Annotated in this window: 13 protein-coding genes; 7 read left to right on the top strand and 6 right to left on the bottom strand. The window is 65.3% G+C overall.

Annotation, left to right across the window (positions count from 1 at the left end; translation table 11 throughout):
* Positions 1–373 precede the first annotated feature (373 nt).
* The 3 genes from BN2503_RS17160 to BN2503_RS19675 are packed head-to-tail and all read left to right on the top strand — an operon-like array spanning position 374 to position 1430.
* Positions 374–685 (top strand): ElaB/YgaM/YqjD family protein, encoded by a 312-nt coding sequence (locus BN2503_RS17160; RefSeq protein ID WP_054257833.1) that lies wholly within the window; start codon positions 374–376, stop codon positions 683–685.
* Positions 686–726: 41 nt separating this feature from the next.
* Positions 727–1122 (top strand): phage holin family protein, encoded by a 396-nt coding sequence (locus BN2503_RS17155; protein ID WP_054257832.1) that lies wholly within the window; start codon positions 727–729, stop codon positions 1120–1122.
* On the top strand, positions 1119–1430 hold the full coding sequence (locus BN2503_RS19675) for a hypothetical protein (RefSeq protein ID WP_074930420.1): 312 nt from the start codon (positions 1119–1121) through the stop codon (positions 1428–1430). The genes BN2503_RS17155 and BN2503_RS19675 overlap by 4 nt, the downstream gene beginning before the upstream one ends.
* An 85-nt stretch (positions 1431–1515) precedes the next feature.
* Here the strand turns inward: BN2503_RS19675 and BN2503_RS17150 are convergent, their stop codons facing one another.
* Positions 1516–2574, bottom strand: a complete 1059-nt coding sequence (locus BN2503_RS17150; protein ID WP_054257831.1) for a quinone-dependent dihydroorotate dehydrogenase — start codon at positions 2572–2574, stop codon at positions 1516–1518.
* Between the two features lie 35 nt (positions 2575–2609).
* Between BN2503_RS17150 and rpiA the strand changes: the two genes are divergently transcribed.
* The gene (gene rpiA / locus BN2503_RS17145) at positions 2610–3308 is read left to right on the top strand and encodes a ribose-5-phosphate isomerase RpiA (RefSeq protein WP_054257830.1); all 699 of its coding nucleotides are present in this window, start codon (positions 2610–2612) and stop codon (positions 3306–3308) included.
* Between the two features lie 51 nt (positions 3309–3359).
* On the opposite strand, the gene BN2503_RS17140 is transcribed toward rpiA, so the two are convergent.
* The 5 genes from BN2503_RS17140 to BN2503_RS17120 all read right to left on the bottom strand — a co-directional run bounded on the left by BN2503_RS17140 (position 3360) and on the right by BN2503_RS17120 (position 10174).
* Positions 3360–3989: a glutaredoxin domain-containing protein gene (locus tag BN2503_RS17140; protein WP_054257829.1), complete on the bottom strand. Its 630-nt coding sequence runs from the start codon at positions 3987–3989 to the stop codon at positions 3360–3362.
* 24 nt (positions 3990–4013) lie between these two features.
* Positions 4014–6047, bottom strand: coding sequence for a M3 family metallopeptidase (locus tag BN2503_RS17135; protein ID WP_054257828.1), 2034 nt, complete (start codon positions 6045–6047; stop codon positions 4014–4016).
* A 32-nt stretch (positions 6048–6079) separates the two neighbouring features.
* Positions 6080–6934, bottom strand: a complete 855-nt coding sequence (gene folD / locus BN2503_RS17130; RefSeq protein WP_054257827.1) for a bifunctional methylenetetrahydrofolate dehydrogenase/methenyltetrahydrofolate cyclohydrolase FolD — start codon at positions 6932–6934, stop codon at positions 6080–6082.
* 72 nt (positions 6935–7006) lie between these two features.
* Complete coding sequence (locus BN2503_RS17125) at positions 7007–7633, bottom strand: response regulator transcription factor (protein ID WP_054257826.1); 627 nt, start codon at positions 7631–7633, stop codon at positions 7007–7009.
* A 9-nt stretch (positions 7634–7642) separates the two neighbouring features.
* Positions 7643–10174, bottom strand: a complete 2532-nt coding sequence (locus BN2503_RS17120; protein WP_054257834.1) for a PAS domain S-box protein — start codon at positions 10172–10174, stop codon at positions 7643–7645.
* A 203-nt stretch (positions 10175–10377) separates the two neighbouring features.
* Between BN2503_RS17120 and aceE the strand changes: the two genes are divergently transcribed.
* The 3 genes from aceE to BN2503_RS21265 form a co-directional block, all read left to right on the top strand.
* Positions 10378–13089, top strand: a complete 2712-nt coding sequence (aceE, locus tag BN2503_RS17115) for a pyruvate dehydrogenase (acetyl-transferring), homodimeric type (RefSeq protein ID WP_054257825.1) — start codon at positions 10378–10380, stop codon at positions 13087–13089.
* Positions 13090–13108: 19 nt separating this feature from the next.
* The gene (gene aceF, locus BN2503_RS17110; protein WP_054257824.1) at positions 13109–14770 is read left to right on the top strand and encodes a dihydrolipoyllysine-residue acetyltransferase; all 1662 of its coding nucleotides are present in this window, start codon (positions 13109–13111) and stop codon (positions 14768–14770) included.
* Between the two features lie 13 nt (positions 14771–14783).
* Positions 14784–16013: FAD-dependent oxidoreductase (locus tag BN2503_RS21265; RefSeq protein ID WP_054257823.1), on the top strand; the 1230-nt coding region annotated here is incomplete at its 3' end.

The following is a 16013-nucleotide window of genomic DNA, read 5'->3' as shown; positions in this document are numbered from 1 at the left end:
CCAAGCCGGGGTGGGGGTCAGTGCGACCGCATTGCGCATGCCAACCATCACACCCATGGCTGCGGCCAACATCGTGGCCTTGCTCGCTCAAATCCGCGCCGCGATGCCCCGCTGCGCAGGCCGTTGGCTACATACGTGAAATATCCGGGTTAGCGCTTTATCCTATTGCCTTGGGGGCATTTTTTGTCATGAATCATCGTTCCCAAGGTTTTACCTGTAAGCGTATGCCATAAATACTGCAGTGACCGGAGAGCACGACAACATTACCGGCGTATGCAGCCATGCGGCCGGTGCACTGCTAAGATGGCATCGACACAGCGCGACCATGCTGCATGGCGCACATTCATTGGGTTTCTTGCTATGAAAGGCTGCTATGACTGCTTCTGTTACTGATTCCGTGTCCACCTCGCAGACTGAACTGGAAAAGCTGGTGAGCGATCTGCGCGGCCTGCTGGCGAACAAGGACCTGGACACCATTCCGGAAATCAAGTTGCTGCGCCAGCGCATCGACGACGGCATGTCCACAGTACGTGACTCGGCCGTGCGCGCGGCCCAGGAGGCCGCACGCCAGGCGAAGGAAGCGGCCCATGCGGCTGACCGCTATGCGCACGACGAGCCCTGGCGCGTGGCCAGTGCTGCACTGGCCGTAGGAGCCCTGGTGGGCTTCCTGCTGGCACGGCGTTGAGCGGCGCTCCCCATGCCCACCAAGGCCGAGGTGGCGCGCCCATGAACTGGCTGTCATTGCTGGGGCTGGATGCCTTGCGTGCACGCTGGCAGGCCGCCGTTATCGAAGGTGCTATCGCTTTCGATGACCGTGTGGCATTGGCCCGGCTGGAGTGGCGTGATCAAAAGCGCCACTTGCTGCGCGCGCTGTTGCTTACGCTGGCTGTGGGCGGCTTAACGGTGGTGGCGCTGCTTTTGCTCTCGCTGGCGCTTCTCGCCCAGTTCTGGGACACGCCGCAGCGCATGGCTGTGGCTTGGGGGCTGGCCGTTGTGTGGCTACTGGCGTGGGGTGCGGCGCTTGCTGCGTTGCTTTCCGTACTGCGCCAAGTAGGGCAGGGCTTTGCGTTGACCCGGCGTGAATTGGCGCAGGACTGGCAGAGCTGCAAGGAGCGTTTGTGAGCCATCCGTTCGTACCTCCTCCCACCACGCCCACCCCTGAGCAACAGGCCGTGCTGGAGCGTATCGCAGCCCAGCGCGAGCGACTGCGCGCTCGCCGCGTGGCCCGTGACCAAGCAGCGGCCCAGGCAGCGGCGGACACGGGTGTCCCTGCCGATATGCCTTGGCTGGCCAAAGCCGTGCTTTTTGCACGCGAACACCCCGGTCTGACCGCAAGTGCGACTGCGGCCATGGCGATGGCGGTAGGGCCGCGCCGCCTTGTACGCTGGGCTGGAGTGCTGCTGCCTTTGCTGCTACGTAACCGCCGCTGAATAACCGCCGCTGGAGGCAGCGCCCTGGAGGCAGCGCCCTGGAGCGCCTGTGTTTCCAGCGGTCGGCCAATAAAGCCAGAGATGCTCAGCGCCGCCCTGCTGTCTTGATGGCGCGTGCGGCTTGCACCACCAGGGCTGGGCCCTGGTACACCAGCCCGGTGTAAATCTGCACTACGTCTGCGCCAGCGCGAATCTTGCCTACGGCGTCTTCAGCGCTCAGGATGCCACCCACCCCGATGATCGGGAATCCCTGGCCAAGGGCTGCGCGCAGTTGGGCAATCACACGGTTGCTGGCCTCGTAGACCGGCGCACCGCTCAGTCCGCCAGTTTCTTCGGCATGGCGCAGGCCCTTGACGGCTTCACGGCTGATGGTGGTGTTGGTGGCAATCACGCCATCCATGCCATGGCGCTGCAGCGTGGCGGCGATCACGGCCACTTGCTCATCCTGCAGATCCGGCGCAATTTTCACAAACACGGGAACACGCCGCCCTTGCTGTACCGCCAGGGCTTCGCGCCGCTCGGCGATCGCGGCGAGCAGCGCGTCAAGCGCTGCATCGCTTTGCAGCGCTCGCAGGTTCTGGGTGTTGGGCGAGCTGATGTTCACGGTCACGTAATCAGCATGCGGGTAGACGCCTTCCAGGCAGGTCAGGTAGTCCCGGGTGGCATCCTCGATAGGGGTAGTGGCGTTCTTGCCGATGTTCAGGCCCAGCAGCATGCGGTGCTGGCGCGCTGCGGCTCTAAAGCGCGACCGCTGCACGTTGCCCAGGAACGCTTCCAGCCCTTCGTTGTTGAAACCAAAGCGGTTGATCAGTGCCTGGCGTTCGGGCAGGCGGAACATGCGTGGCTTGGGGTTACCGGGCTGAGGCTTGGGGGTCACGGTCCCCACCTCGACGAAGCCGAAGCCCATCGCGCCCAGCGCGTCGATACAGCGAGCGTTCTTATCCAGGCCAGCGGCCAGGCCCACGCGGTTGGGAAAGGTCAGGCCCGCGAGCTGAATGGGGTCATGCACGGTTTCGTTGCACCAGGCCCATTGCAATGGCGTGTGCTGGCCGCGCGCCAGCATGTCCATAGTGAGGTCGTGCGCAGCTTCGGCATCCATGCCGAAGAGAAGAGGGCGAGTGAGGGCGTAAGGAATCAGGGACATGGAGATAATTCAAAGCTTTGCTGCGATTCTCCCCTATGACGACACCTGCTTCCCCTTCCTCCCTCACCCAAGACGAACTCAAGGCCCTCGTGGGCCAGGCCGCGCTGCGCTACGTGGTTCCTGGAGAGATCGTTGGCGTGGGCACAGGCTCTACGGTCAATAAGTTCATTGATGCCCTGGCCGCGATGAAAGGGCAGATCAAGGGAGCGGTGTCCAGCTCCGTGGCCAGCACCGAGCGGCTGCAGGCACTGGGGATTCCCGTGTTTGATGCCAATGCGGTGCAGAGCCTGTCGGTCTATATCGACGGTGCCGATGAGATCGACGGCCAAGGCTTCATGGTCAAGGGCGGCGGCGCAGCGCTGACACGCGAGAAGATCGTCGCGGCGCTCGCACAGCGCTTCGTTTGCATCGTGGATGAATCCAAGCGGGTGCAGACCCTCGGGCGTTTTCCGCTGCCGGTCGAGGTGATTCCGATGGCTGCGCAGCAGATAACGCGCCGGTTCGCCGCCATGGGAGGGCAAGCCACCTTGCGCCTGAAGGACGGCCAGCCGCTGGTGACTGATAACGGCCAGCACATCCTGGATGTGCGTGGTTTGTCGATTGCGGAGCCCCTGGCTTTCGAGTCCGAGGTGAACCAGTGGCCTGGCGTGGTCACGGTTGGCGTGTTCGCACACCAGAAGGCTGCGGTGTGCCTGATGGGCACCGCGCAGGGTGTGCAGACGATCGAATACTGAGTACGACGCCTGCTTTCTCCAAAATAAAAGCGCCTGTGAGAGGCGCTTTTATCAAAAGACGATGCCTGCCGGGTTGGCGGGTGTCTTTGTCGGCGCGGCAGGCGCGGACTCGGGCTGCGGCCTTGCTTCTGGCTCGGCTGCCGGGGCCTTTTTCTCCACGACAGCGACCAGCGGGGTCGCCGCCGGGCGTCGGTAGTTGGCGGGCAACTGCGACTGTTTGGGATAGCCGGCCAGGTCGAGGTATTGCGTCCATTCGGCGTCGGAGAACCCTTGCAGCTGCTGTGCACCGATGGTGCCGAACGGCAGGCTGGTGCCGCCCGAGAGGCGCTTGAACGCTTCGACATCCTCACTCGTCGTGATGGTGCGCTCGCTGAACGGTACCCCTCGGCCAATGAGCAGGTTGCGGGCGCTGTTGCAGGGCTGGCAGTCGTTGCTGGTGTAGAGCGTGACGGGGTAGCGCGTGGCCACCTGGCGCAGTTCGTAGGGCAGGGCGGCGTCCGCCGCAGGCGCACCACCACCGCGCGTGGTGGTCGGGGCCAATTGCGTGTCCGGGGCACGGTCGGAGAACGTGACTTTGCCGTCCGGGCCGACGATGCGGTAGACCTGCTGGGCGTGTGCTGCCGTGCCAGCCAGGGCCAGCGAGGCCAGCATGGCCACGAGGGGGAAGGAGATGTGCATCATGGGGAGAACCTCTCTGCGCTTCGTTCAGCCCGCCATGCCTTGGTGGCGCAGCAGGGCATCCAGTGTAGGCTCGCGGCCCCGGAAGGCCTTGAACGATTCCATGGCGGGGCGGCTGCCGCCGGCTTCGAGGATGGCTTCGCGGTAGCGGCGCCCGGTGGCTGGGTCGGGTGTGCCATCGGGGCGCACTGTTTCCTCGAAGGCCGCATAGGCATCAGCCGAGAGCACCTCGGCCCACTTGTAGCTGTAGTAGCCCGCCGCATAGCCGCCTGCAAAGATGTGGCTAAACGTGTGCGGTGTGCGGCTGAATGCAGGCGGCTGCAGCACCGCCACTTCCTCGCGCACACGCCACAGCAGGGGCATGACGTCCTGCGCGGGGTCGTGTTCGGTGTGCAGCAGCATATCGAACAGCGCGAACTCGATCTGGCGCAGCGTTGCCAGGCCGCTCTGGAAGTTCTTGGCGGCAATCATCTTGTCGTAGAGCGCGCGCGGCAGCGGTTCGGCCGTTTCAACGTGCGCTGTCATATGCCGGAGGGTGTCCCATTCCCAGCAGAAGTTTTCCATGAACTGGCTGGGAAGTTCCACGGCGTCCCATTCCACTCCACCAATGCCGGACACGTCACGCTCGCTGACCTGCGTGAGCATGTGGTGCAGGCCATGGCCGAATTCGTGGAACAGCGTGATCACGTCGTCGTGCGTCAGCAGCGCGGGCTTGCCATCAACGCCTTCGGCGAAATTGCAGACCAGGTGCGCCACAGGCGTTTGCAGCGCACCGGTGTCGGGGCGCAGCCAGCGCGTGCGCACGTCGTCCATCCAGGCGCCGCCCCGCTTGCCGGCGCGGGCAGGCTGGTCGAGGTAGAACTGGCCCAGCAACTGGCCACCGCGCTCAATGCGGTAAAACGCCACGGCGGGGTGCCACGTCGGGGCCGTGTCCGGGCGGATGGCCACGTCGAACAAGGTTTCGACGATCTTGAACAGGCCCGCCAGCACCTTGGGGGCGGTGAAGTACTGCTTGACCTCCTGTTCGCTGAAGGCGTAGCGCGCTTCCTTGAGCTTTTCGGAGATGTAGGGCCAGTCCCAGGCCTGCGGGTCGGTGATGTCCAGGTGCTCGGCGGCAAAGGTGCGTGCGTCCTGCACATCGCGCTCGGCGTAGGGGCGGGCGCGGCGCGCCAGGTCGCGCAGGAAGGTGATGACCTGGGCGGGCGACTGCGCCATCTTCGGCACCAGGGACACCTCGGCGAAATTGGCATAGCCCAGCAGCCGTGCCTCTTCCTGGCGCAGCGCCAGGATTTCCTGAATCAGCGCAGTGTTGTCGAAGCGCCGGGCATCGCCTTCGGCCTGGTCGGACGCGCGCGTCACATAGGCGCGGTACAGGCGCTCGCGCAACGCGGCGTTGTCGGCGAACTGCATCACCGGCAGGTAGCTGGGCATTTTCAACGTCAGCTTGTAGCCGGCTTGGCCGTCGGCCTCAGCGGCGGCACGTGCGGCCTGGGCCACGTCGGCGGGCAGGCCGGCGATTTCGGCAGCGCTGGCGTAGTAGGCGTAGCCGTCGGTGGCGTCGAGCGCGTTTTCGCTGAACTTCTGGCTCAGTTCGGCCTGACGTTCCTGGATTTGCGCGAAACGCTCCTTGGCCGCACCCTGCAGCTCAGCGCCGGAGAGCACAAAGTTGCGCACCGCGTTGTGCAGCGCCTGGCGCTGCTCGCCATTGAGCGTGGCGGGGTCGATGGCCTTGTACTTGGCGTACAGGCGCTCATCCGAGGACAGGCGCGTCCAGAACTCGGTGACCCGGGGCAGTGCCTCGTTGTAAGCCGCGCGCAGCGCGGGCGTGTCGGCCACGCTGTTGAGGTGGCTGACGGCGCCCCAGGCACGGCCCAGCCGTTCGGTGGCCACGTCGAGTTCACGGGCGATGGCGTTCCAGTCGGCCGGAAAGTCCGGCGCGGTGACACGCTCCAGCGCCGCATTCGCGGCCGCCAGCAGGGCGTCCACCGCCGGGGCCACGTCGTCCGGGGTAATGCGGTCGAACAGCGGCAGGTCTTGGAAATCGAGGAGAGGGTTGCTCATGCGCAGTCAGATGGTGGCGCCAGGAAAAAGGTTCAAGCCGCCAGCCGCTCGGCGGCTTCCAGCGTGTTGACCAGCAGCATGGTGATGGTCATTGGGCCGACGCCACCGGGCACGGGGGTGATATAGCCCGCCACTTGCTTCACGCCGTCGAAATCGACGTCGCCGCAGAGCTTGCCTTCGTCGTTGCGATTCATGCCCACGTCGATGACCACGGCGCCGGGCTTGACCATGTCGGCCGTCAGCACGTTGCGCTTGCCTACGGCCGCCACCACGATGTCGGCCTGGCGCGTCATGGCGGCGAGGTCGGCTGTACCGCTGTGGGTGATGGTGACGGTGGCGTTCTGCGCCAGCAGCATCATGGCCATGGGCTTGCCGACGATGTTGCTGCGGCCGATGACCACGGCATGCTTGCCCCGCAGGTCCTTCAGGCCGATGGATTCAAGCATCTTCATGCAGCCGTAGGGGGTGCAGGCCTTGAAGCCGACCTCGCCCACCATCAGCGCGCCGGCGCTGGCGACGTGAAAGCCGTCCACGTCCTTGAGCGGCGAGATGGCTTCGATGACCTTGTGGTCGTCGATGTGCTTGGGCAGGGGCAGTTGCACCAGGATGCCGTGGATGCTGGGGTCGTTATTCAGTGCTTCGACGCGGGCCAGCAGTTCGGCTTCGGTCAGTGTGGCCTCGTACTTTTCCAGCAGCGAGTGAAAGCCCACGTCCTCGCAGGCCTTGACCTTGTTGCGCACATACACCTGGCTGGCCGGGTTGTCGCCGACCAGGATCACGGCGAGGCCGGGGGTAATGCCACGGCTTTTCAGGGTGCTGGTGCGTGTGGCGACTTCGGCGCGCAGTTGGCGCGAGAGGGCGTTGCCGTCGATCAGTTGGGCGGTCATGTGTAAAAATTACCAGTCAAAAAGCACTGCAGCGCTTGCTGGGCAAGCGCTGGCAGCTATCAAAACAGAAGTTCAAGCCTTGGCGCCGGACGGCCCCAGGGCGATCTTGAGCAGGTCGGCGACGGTGTTCGCGCCAAGCTTTTCCATGATGTTGGCGCGGTGCGCTTCCACGGTCTTGATGCTGATGCCCAGGTCGTCGGCGATTTGCTTGTTCAGGCGCCCGGCGACGATGCGCTCCAGCACCTGCGATTCCCGCCCGGTGAGCTTGGACAGCAGCGCGTCGCGGTTGGCGGCTTGCTGGTGGCCGGCGAAGGCTTCACGCGCGTGGTCAAGCATGCGCTCGACCAGGGCCAGCAGGTCGTCCTCGTTGAAGGGCTTCTGGATGAAGTCGAGTGCGCCCTTCTTCATGGTGTTCACGGCCATGGGCACATCGCCGTGGCCGGTGATGAAGACGATCGGCAGCGGCGACTTGCGCTCCAGCAGGCGATCCTGCAGCTCCAGGCCTGTCATTCCGCCCATGCGGATGTCAACGATCAGGCAGGCGACCTCGCGCGGGTCGTAGCGGGACAAAAAGGATTCGGCCGAATCAAAGCAGCGTACCCGGTAGTCTTTGCCTTCCAGCAGCCACTGCAGGGAGTCACGGACGGCCTCGTCGTCGTCCACTACATAAACAGTGCCTTTTTTCGGAATCAAACTCATGCGCCAGTCCTATGGTTTCGTTGCTTCTGCTACGGTATTTATAGTGGCGTCCGCAGGCTGATCCAGCGGCAGCCAGAAGGAGAATCGGCAACCGACGACCTCTGATCCATTGTAGAGGTTCTCCGCGCGCATGCGCCCCTGGTGCGACTCGACGATGCTGCGGCACAGGTTCAGGCCCATGCCCATGCCCTCGCTCTTGGTGGAGAAGAAGGCTTCGAACAGGCGTTCCAGCACCTCGGGTGCCAGGCCACGGCCTGTGTCTTGCACGGTGAACTCGATCACCGGCCGGTCTTCGATTTGCTTGGGCACCACGCGCAATTCCACGCTGCGGTCAGGTGCAGGGCGCTGCGCTTGTGCGATGGATTCGGCGCCGTTCTTCATCAGGTTGACCAGTACCTGCTCAATCAGGATGGTGTCGGCCATCACGGGGGGCAGGCGCGCGGCCACGTAGTGGCGCAGGCGTACGTTGTGGCGGCGCAGCTCGATGTCGGCCAGCTCCACGGCTTCGTTGACCATGCTCGCCACGTCGGAGCGCTGGCGGTCGGGCTCGCTGCGTTTCACGAAGGCGCGGATGCGCTGGATGATCTGTCCCGCCCGCAGGGCCTGGTGGCTGGTTTTCTGTAGCGCGGTGAGCAGCGCTTCCTGCGTCAGCTGTCCGCTCTCGGCGCGCGAGATCATGCCGTTGCAGTAGTTGCTGATGGCCGTGAGCGGCTGGTTCAGCTCGTGTGCCACGCTGGAGGCCATTTCCCCCATGGTGATAAGGCGGCTCACCGACTGCGCACGCTCGGCATGGCGCGCGGACTGCTCCTCGGCCAGACGACGCGGTGTGATGTCGGTGGCGATCACCATTTGCGCCAGGCGCCCGTCCACCCAGCTCAGGTAGCGCGAGCGCACTTCAAGCCATTTGTTCAACTCGGGCAGGTAAATCTCGGCGTTTTCTGCGTTGGCGCTGGTCAGGCTGTCGGTGGGCAGGCCCATCAGGCCGTCTTCGTCATCGCCGCCGTCGGCGCTGCTGCCCGGCAGCACGCCGGCCTGTGCCACGAGCTGCAGGTGGCCGCCTGTGTGCGAGCCAAACCATTGGCGGTACAGCTTGTTGGCGAACAGCAGCTCCTGGCTGCCCAGGGGGGCCACGGACACGGAGGCATCGAGCGCCTCCAACACGATGGTGAAGCGCTCGTGCGAGGCCGAGAGCTGCTCGCGGATGCGGTTGGGCTCGGTGATGTCGGTCATCGAGGTCATCCAGCCCGTCTGCTGGCCATGCGCGTCGATCAGTGGCGAGACGTATAGGCGCGCGTCGAACAAGGCGCCATTGCGCTTGCGCACGCGCACCTGGAAGCCCCCCGGAATGGTTTTGCCCGACAGCTCCTCGCGCAGCTTGGCATGCAGGTTCTCATGGTCCGATTCGGGCCAGTAGGAGTAGGGCGGCAGTTGCCCCACCAGCTCCGCCTCGCTCCACCCGGTCATCTGGCAGAAGGCCGCGTTCACGTAGGTGATGCGTCCCTGCAGGTCGAGCGCGCGCATGCCGGTGAGGACGGAGTTCTCCATCGCGCGGCGAAAGTTGGTTTCGGCGATCAGCGCCTCCTGCGTACGCATGCGCCGGCGCGTGTGGCGCCAGGTGGCGATCAGCAGCCAGGACGTCATCGCGCTCAGGGTGCCGACGAGCCAGAAAAGGCCGCTGCCCACCACGCCCAGCGACGTGCGGTAGGCCTGCGCACGCAGCACCAGGCTGTTGCCCACGGGCGAAACCGAGACCTCGTAGGCGTTGGTGCGCGTGCGCCAGGGCGCCCACCACTGGGACGGGCCATCCTGCGTGAGCGGTGTGCCGGCGAGCACCTGGCGGTGGGCGTCGAGCAGCGTCAGGGCATAGCGCGCCAGCACTTCGGTGGGCGTACCGTAGCGCAGCAGGCTGTCGATCGAGTATTCCGCCATGAGCACCCCGCTGAACTGGCCCCGGGCCGCCAGCGGCACCTGCAACTGCAGCAACGGTGCAGGCTCGCCTGGCGCCGCCACGGGCTGGGAGTACACCGGCTGCTGCAGCTGGCGCACCAGGCCGAAGATTTCGGCGGCCTCGCCGTTGCGCAGTACCTCACCGGCCATGCGCAACTGGCTGCTGGCCACCGTAGGCGCGGCTTGGCTGGCGCGGATGCGCCGCTGGTCGTCCACCCAGGTGATGGCTTGCAGCTCGGGGTATTGGCTGATCAGGTCCTCGGTGCGGTTGGCGAACTCGTTGCGGTCGAGGTCGCGGTTCGACAGGTCGCGCGCCACGCGCATGAGTTGTTCTTGGCGTTCCAGCAGGCGCAGGCGCACGCGCTGCTGGGCGTATTCCACATCGCGCCGAAGGGCTTCTTGCTCCCGGTCCAGCTCTTCCATGCGCAGGTACCAGAACGCCGTGAGGATGGCGGCCAGGAACATCAGCACGGCCGCCAACGGCGCCAGGGCAGCGAAGCGGTCCTGGCGCACGGGCGAGAGGCTGCGCCACCAGCGCAGCCACAGGCTGCGCGTAGGGGGCGCGGGCTCGGCTTCCAAGGGGGTGGGTTGCATGGCGCAAGTGTAGGGGAGTGCCATGCCGAGCCTTGGGTGGATTTGTGCAGTCGCAGCAAAATTCCACAATACAAAATTAAATGGCGTAATTTGAAATTTTAAAAATCTGTGCGAAACTCGCATGCAAGTTTTCCCGCTGGTGCGCGCGTGCGCCCTCGGGCTAACCTGACCTGATGCCAACCCTTCCCCCTAGGAGACAAGACATGGCGGTACAACCCGACCCACAGGCCGGCAACGGCATGAGCGCATACGACCAGGACCTGCAGGAAACCCGCGAGTGGATGGAGGCGCTGTCCGCCGTCATCGAGAAGGAAGGCCCGGAGCGCGCGCATTTCCTGCTGGAGCAACTGCTGGAGCACGCGCGCCAGAACAGCATCGACCTGCCGTTCTCGGCCAACACGGGCTACGTGAACACCATTGAGCCGACGCAGGAAGCGCGCTGCCCCGGCAACATCCAGATCGAAAAGCGCCTGCGCGCCTACATGCGCTGGAACGCCATGGCCATGGTGGTGCGTGCCAACCGCCTGAACCCTGCCGACGGCGGTGACCTGGGCGGCCACATCGGCTCGTTCGCGTCGGTAGCCAGCATGTTTGGTGCGGGCTTCAACCATTTCTGGCATGCCGAGAGCGAGAACCACGGCGGCGACCTGCTCTACATCCAGGGGCACAGTGCCCCCGGCATCTATGCCCGCGCCTACCTTGAAGGCCGGCTCACCGAGGAGCAGCTCGACAATTTCCGCCAGGAAGTGGATGGCAAGGGCCTGTCCAGCTACCCGCACCCCAAGCTGATGCCCGAGTTCTGGCAGTTCCCCACCGTGAGCATGGGCCTGGGCCCGCTGATGGCGATCTACCAGGCACGCTTCCTGAAGTACCTGCACGCACGCGGCATCGCCAACACCGAGAACCGCAAGGTCTGGGTGTTCTGCGGCGACGGCGAGATGGACGAACCCGAGTCGCTGGGCGCCATCGGCCTGGCCGCGCGTGAGAACCTGGACAACCTGGTGTTCGTCATCAACTGCAACCTGCAGCGCCTGGACGGCCCGGTGCGTGGCAACGGCAAGATCGTGCAGGAGCTCGAAGGCGAGTTCCGCGGCTCCGGCTGGAACGTTATCAAGCTGCTGTGGGGCTACGGCTGGGACGAGCTGCTGGCGCGCGACAAGAGCGGCAAGCTCAAGCAGCTGATGATGGAAACGCTCGACGGTGACTACCAGGCCATGAAGGCCAATGACGGTGCTTTCGTGCGCAAGCACTTCTTCGGCAGGTACCCCGAGACGCTCAAGCTCGTCGAACACATGACCGACGAGGAGGTGTTCGAGCTGCGCCGCGGCGGCCACGAGCCCGCCAAGGTCTATGCCGCCTTCCACGCCGCCAACGCGCACAAGGGCCAGCCCACGGTGCTGCTGGTCAAGACCGTCAAGGGCTATGGCATGGGCAAGGCCGGTGAGGGCAAGAACACCGTGCACCAGACCAAGAAGCTGGCCGATGAAGACATCAAGTACATCCGCGACCGTTTCAACATCCCGATCCCGGACAGCGAGCTGCCCAACATCCCGTACTACAAGCCGGCCGACGACACGCCGGAAATGAAGTACCTGCACGAGCGCCGCCAGGCTTTGGGGGGCTACCTGCCACAGCGCCGCACGCACGCTGACGAGAGCTTCACCGTGCCGGCACTCGACACCTTCAAGGCGGTGCTGGAGCCCACCGCCGAGGGGCGCGAGATTTCCACCACCCAGGCCTACGTGCGTTTTCTCACGCAGCTGCTGCGCGACAAGGCCCTGGGCCCGCGCGTGGTGCCCATTCTGGTGGACGAGGCGCGCACTTTCGGCATGGAAGGGCTGTTCCGCCAGATCGGCATCTACAACCCCAAGGGCCAGCTCTACACCCCGGTCGACAAGGACCAGGTGATGTACTACAAGGAAGACAAGGCGGGCCAGATCCTGCAGGAGGGCATCAACGAAGCCGGCGGCATGGCCAGCTGGATCGCTGCGGCCACCAGCTACAGCACGAACAACCGGATCATGATTCCGTTCTTCGTGTACTACTCGATGTTCGGCTTCCAGCGCATCGGCGACCTGGCCTGGGCCGCCGGCGACATGCAGGCGCGCGGCTTCCTGCTGGGCGGCACCTCCGGGCGCACCACGCTCAACGGCGAGGGCCTGCAGCACGAAGACGGCCACAGCCACATCCTGGCCGGCACCATCCCCAACTGCGTGAGCTACGACCCGACCTTCGCGCACGAAGTGGCAGTGATCATGCACCACGGCCTCAAGCGCATGGTGGAGCGCCAGGAAAACGTCTTCTACTACATCACCCTGCTCAACGAGAACTACGCCATGCCGGGCCTCACGCCCGGCACCGAGGAGCAAATCATCAAGGGCATGTACCTGTGCAAGCCCGGCGCCGAGGGTGACAAGCGCGTGCAGCTGCTGGGCTCCGGCACCATCCTGCGCGAAAGCCTGGAGGCGCAGAAGCTCCTGGCCACCGACTGGGGCGTGCAGGCCGACGTGTGGAGCTGCCCAAGCTTCAACGAGCTGACCCGCGACGGCCAGGACGCCGAGCGCTGGAACCTGCTGCACCCGCTGGAGGCGCCGCGCGTGCCTTTCGTGGCGCAGCAGCTTGGCCAGCGCAGCGGCCCGGTGGTGGCTTCCACCGACTACATGAAGAACTACGCCGAGCAGATTCGCGCCTTCATCCCGGCCGGCCGCACCTACAAGGTGCTGGGCACCGACGGCTTCGGCCGCAGCGACTTCCGCAGCAAGCTGCGCGAGCACTTCGAAGTGAACCGCCATTACATCGCCGTGGCTGCCCTCAAGGCCCTGGCCGAAGAAGGCCAACTGCCCCTGGCGGAGGTGGCCGAGGCCATCCAGAAGTACGGCATCCAAACCGAGAAGAACAACCCTCTGCACGCCTGAAGGCCCGGGAGACACAGTTATGGCATTGGTAAACATCCAGGTTCCCGACATCGGCGACTTCGACGAGGTCGGTGTGATCGAGCTGCTGGTCAAGGCCGGCGAGCGCGTGGCCGCCGAGCAGTCGCTCATCACGGTCGAGTCCGACAAGGCGTCGATGGAAATCCCGTCGAGCCATGCCGGCGTGGTCAAGGAGATCACGGTCCAGTTGGGCGACAAGGTCAAGCAGGGCAGCGTGATCGCCGTGCTGGAGGTGGCCGAGGCCGCCGAAACGGCCGCCGTGGCTTCCGAGCCAAAAACGGCTGCAGCGCCCGCTACACCAGCGGTAGCCGCTATCGAAACGCAAGCGCCCGCCGCTGCCGCCCCTGTGGCCAGCGGCACCATTGAGGTGCGCGTGCCCGACATCGGTGACTTCAAGGACGTCGCCGTGATCGAGCTGCTGGTCAAGCCCGGCGATGCGATCCGCGTCGAGCAATCGCTTTTCACCGTCGAGTCCGACAAGGCATCGATGGAAATCCCTTCGCCCGTGGCTGGCGTTCTCAAGGAACTGAAGGTGCAGCTGGGCGACAAGGTGAACGTGGGCGACCTCGTGGCCTTGCTTGAAGGCGCTGCGCCAGCGGCGGCGCCCAGCGCCACGGCGGCCGCAGCCGCGCCCGCGCCCGCTGTGGCGGCCGTGGCAGTGCCTGCGCCCGTGGCGGCAGCCCCGGCCATGCCCGCGCACCAGCCCGGCACGCCTGCGCCGGGCCTGCCGCACGCAAGCCCCTCGGTGCGCAAGTTTGCGCGCGAGCTGGGTGTGCCGCTGACTGAAGTCAAGGGCACCGGCCCCAAGGGCCGGATCACCCAGGACGACGTGCAGGGCTTTACCCGCGCCGTGATGGCCGGTGCCGTGCAAACCCAGGCCCAGGCCGCCAAGGCGCCTGCAACCGGCGCGGGCAGCGGATCAGGCGTGGGCCTGGACCTGTTGCCCTGGCCCAAGGTGGACTTCGCCAAGTTCGGCGCGGTGGAGCGCAAGGACCTGTCGCGCATCAAGAAGATCAGCGGCGCCAACCTGCACCGCAACTGGGTGATGATTCCCCACGTCACCAACAACGACGAAGCCGACATCACCGAGCTGGAAGCCTTCCGCGTGGCCACCAACAAGGAAAACGAAAAGAGCGGCGTCAAGGTCACCATGCTGGCCTTCGTCATCAAGGCCGTGGTGGCTGCGCTGAAGAAGTTTCCAGAGTTCAACGCCAGCCTGGACGGCGACACCCTGGTCTACAAGCAGTACTTCCATATCGGTTTCGCAGCCGACACGCCCAACGGCCTGGTGGTGCCCGTGCTGAAAGACGCGGATAAGAAAGGCATCCTGCAGATCAGCGCGGAAATGGCTGAACTGGCCAAGAAGGCGCGCGACGGCAAGCTGGGCGCGGCCGACATGCAAGGCGGCAGCATGTCCATCTCGTCGCTGGGCGGCATTGGCGGCACGCACTTCACGCCCATCATCAACGCGCCCGAGGTGGCTATCCTGGGCCTGTCCAAGGGACAGATGAAGCCCGTGTGGGATGGCAAGCAGTTCGTGCCACGCCTCACGCTGCCGCTGAGCCTGAGCTACGACCACCGCGTCATCGACGGTGCCGCGGCCGCGCGCTTCAACGCATTCCTGGCCCAGGTGCTGGCGGACTACCGCCGCATCCTGCTGTGAAAGGACAACGAACATGGCAGTGATCGACATCAAGGTCCCCGACATCGGCGACTTCGACGAAGTGGGCGTGATCGAAGTGCTGGTGCAACCCGGCGACACCATCCGGGCGGAGCAGAGCCTGATCACCGTGGAATCCGACAAGGCGTCCATGGAGATTCCGTCCAGCCACGCCGGCGTGGTCAAGGACATCAAGGTGAAGCTGGGCGACAAGGTTCGCGAAGGCACCGTGGTGCTGACGCTGGAAGCCAGCGGTGCTACTGAATCAGGAGCTGCTAGCGCTGGCCAAAAGCCGGTTTCAGAGACAAAAGTACTGGAAAGCAAGCCCAGCCAAGCGCAACCAGCTCCTCAAATTGAAGCAGCCCGCTTCAGCGGCACGGCCGACCTGGCGTGCGACGTGCTCGTGCTGGGCGGTGGCCCGGGCGGCTACAGCGCGGCCTTCCGCGCCGCCGACCTGGGGCTGAAGGTCGTCCTCGTCGAGCGCTACGCGACGCTGGGCGGCGTGTGCCTGAACGTGGGCTGCATCCCCTCCAAGGCGCTGCTGCACGTGGCCGCCGTGATGGACGAAGTGGCGCACCTGCGCAAGGCGGGCATCGATTTCGGCGCGCCCCAGGTCAACGTGGACACGCTGCGCGGCCACAAAGAGAAAGTCGTTGGCAAACTCACCGGCGGCCTGGCGGCCATGGCCAAGATGCGCAAGGTCACCGTCGTGCGCGGCTATGGCAGTTTCGTCGGCGCGCACCACCTGGAGGTGGAGGAAACCACCGGCACCGGCCAGGAAAAGACAGGCGGCAAGCAGGTCATCGCCTTCCAGCGCGCCATCATCGCGGCGGGATCGCAGGCCGTGCGCCTGCCGTTCATGCCCGACGACCCGCGCGTGGTCGACTCCACCGGCGCGCTGGCGCTCAAGGAAGTGCCCAAACGCATGCTCATCCTGGGCGGCGGCATCATCGGCCTGGAAATGGGCACCGTCTACAGCACGCTGGGCGCACGCCTGGACGTGGTCGAAATGATGGACGGCCTGATGCAGGGCGCTGACCGCGATTTGGTGAAGGTGTGGCAGAAGATGAACCAGCACCGCTTCGACCACATCATGCTCAAGACCAAGACGGTGGGGGCCCGCGCCACGCCCGAAGGCATCGAGGTGACGTTTGCGCCGGCAGAGGAGGGTGGCACCGCCCCCGCACCGCAGGTGTACGACCTGGTGCTGCAAGCCGTGGGCCGCACGCCCAACGGCAAGAAGATT

The sequence above is a fragment of the Paenacidovorax caeni genome (genome assembly GCF_001298675.1).
GTDB classification, from domain to species: domain Bacteria; phylum Pseudomonadota; class Gammaproteobacteria; order Burkholderiales; family Burkholderiaceae_C; genus Paenacidovorax; species Paenacidovorax caeni.
The sequence above is the reverse complement of the archived record's forward strand: the minus strand, read 5'-3'. Positions and strand labels throughout refer to the sequence as shown.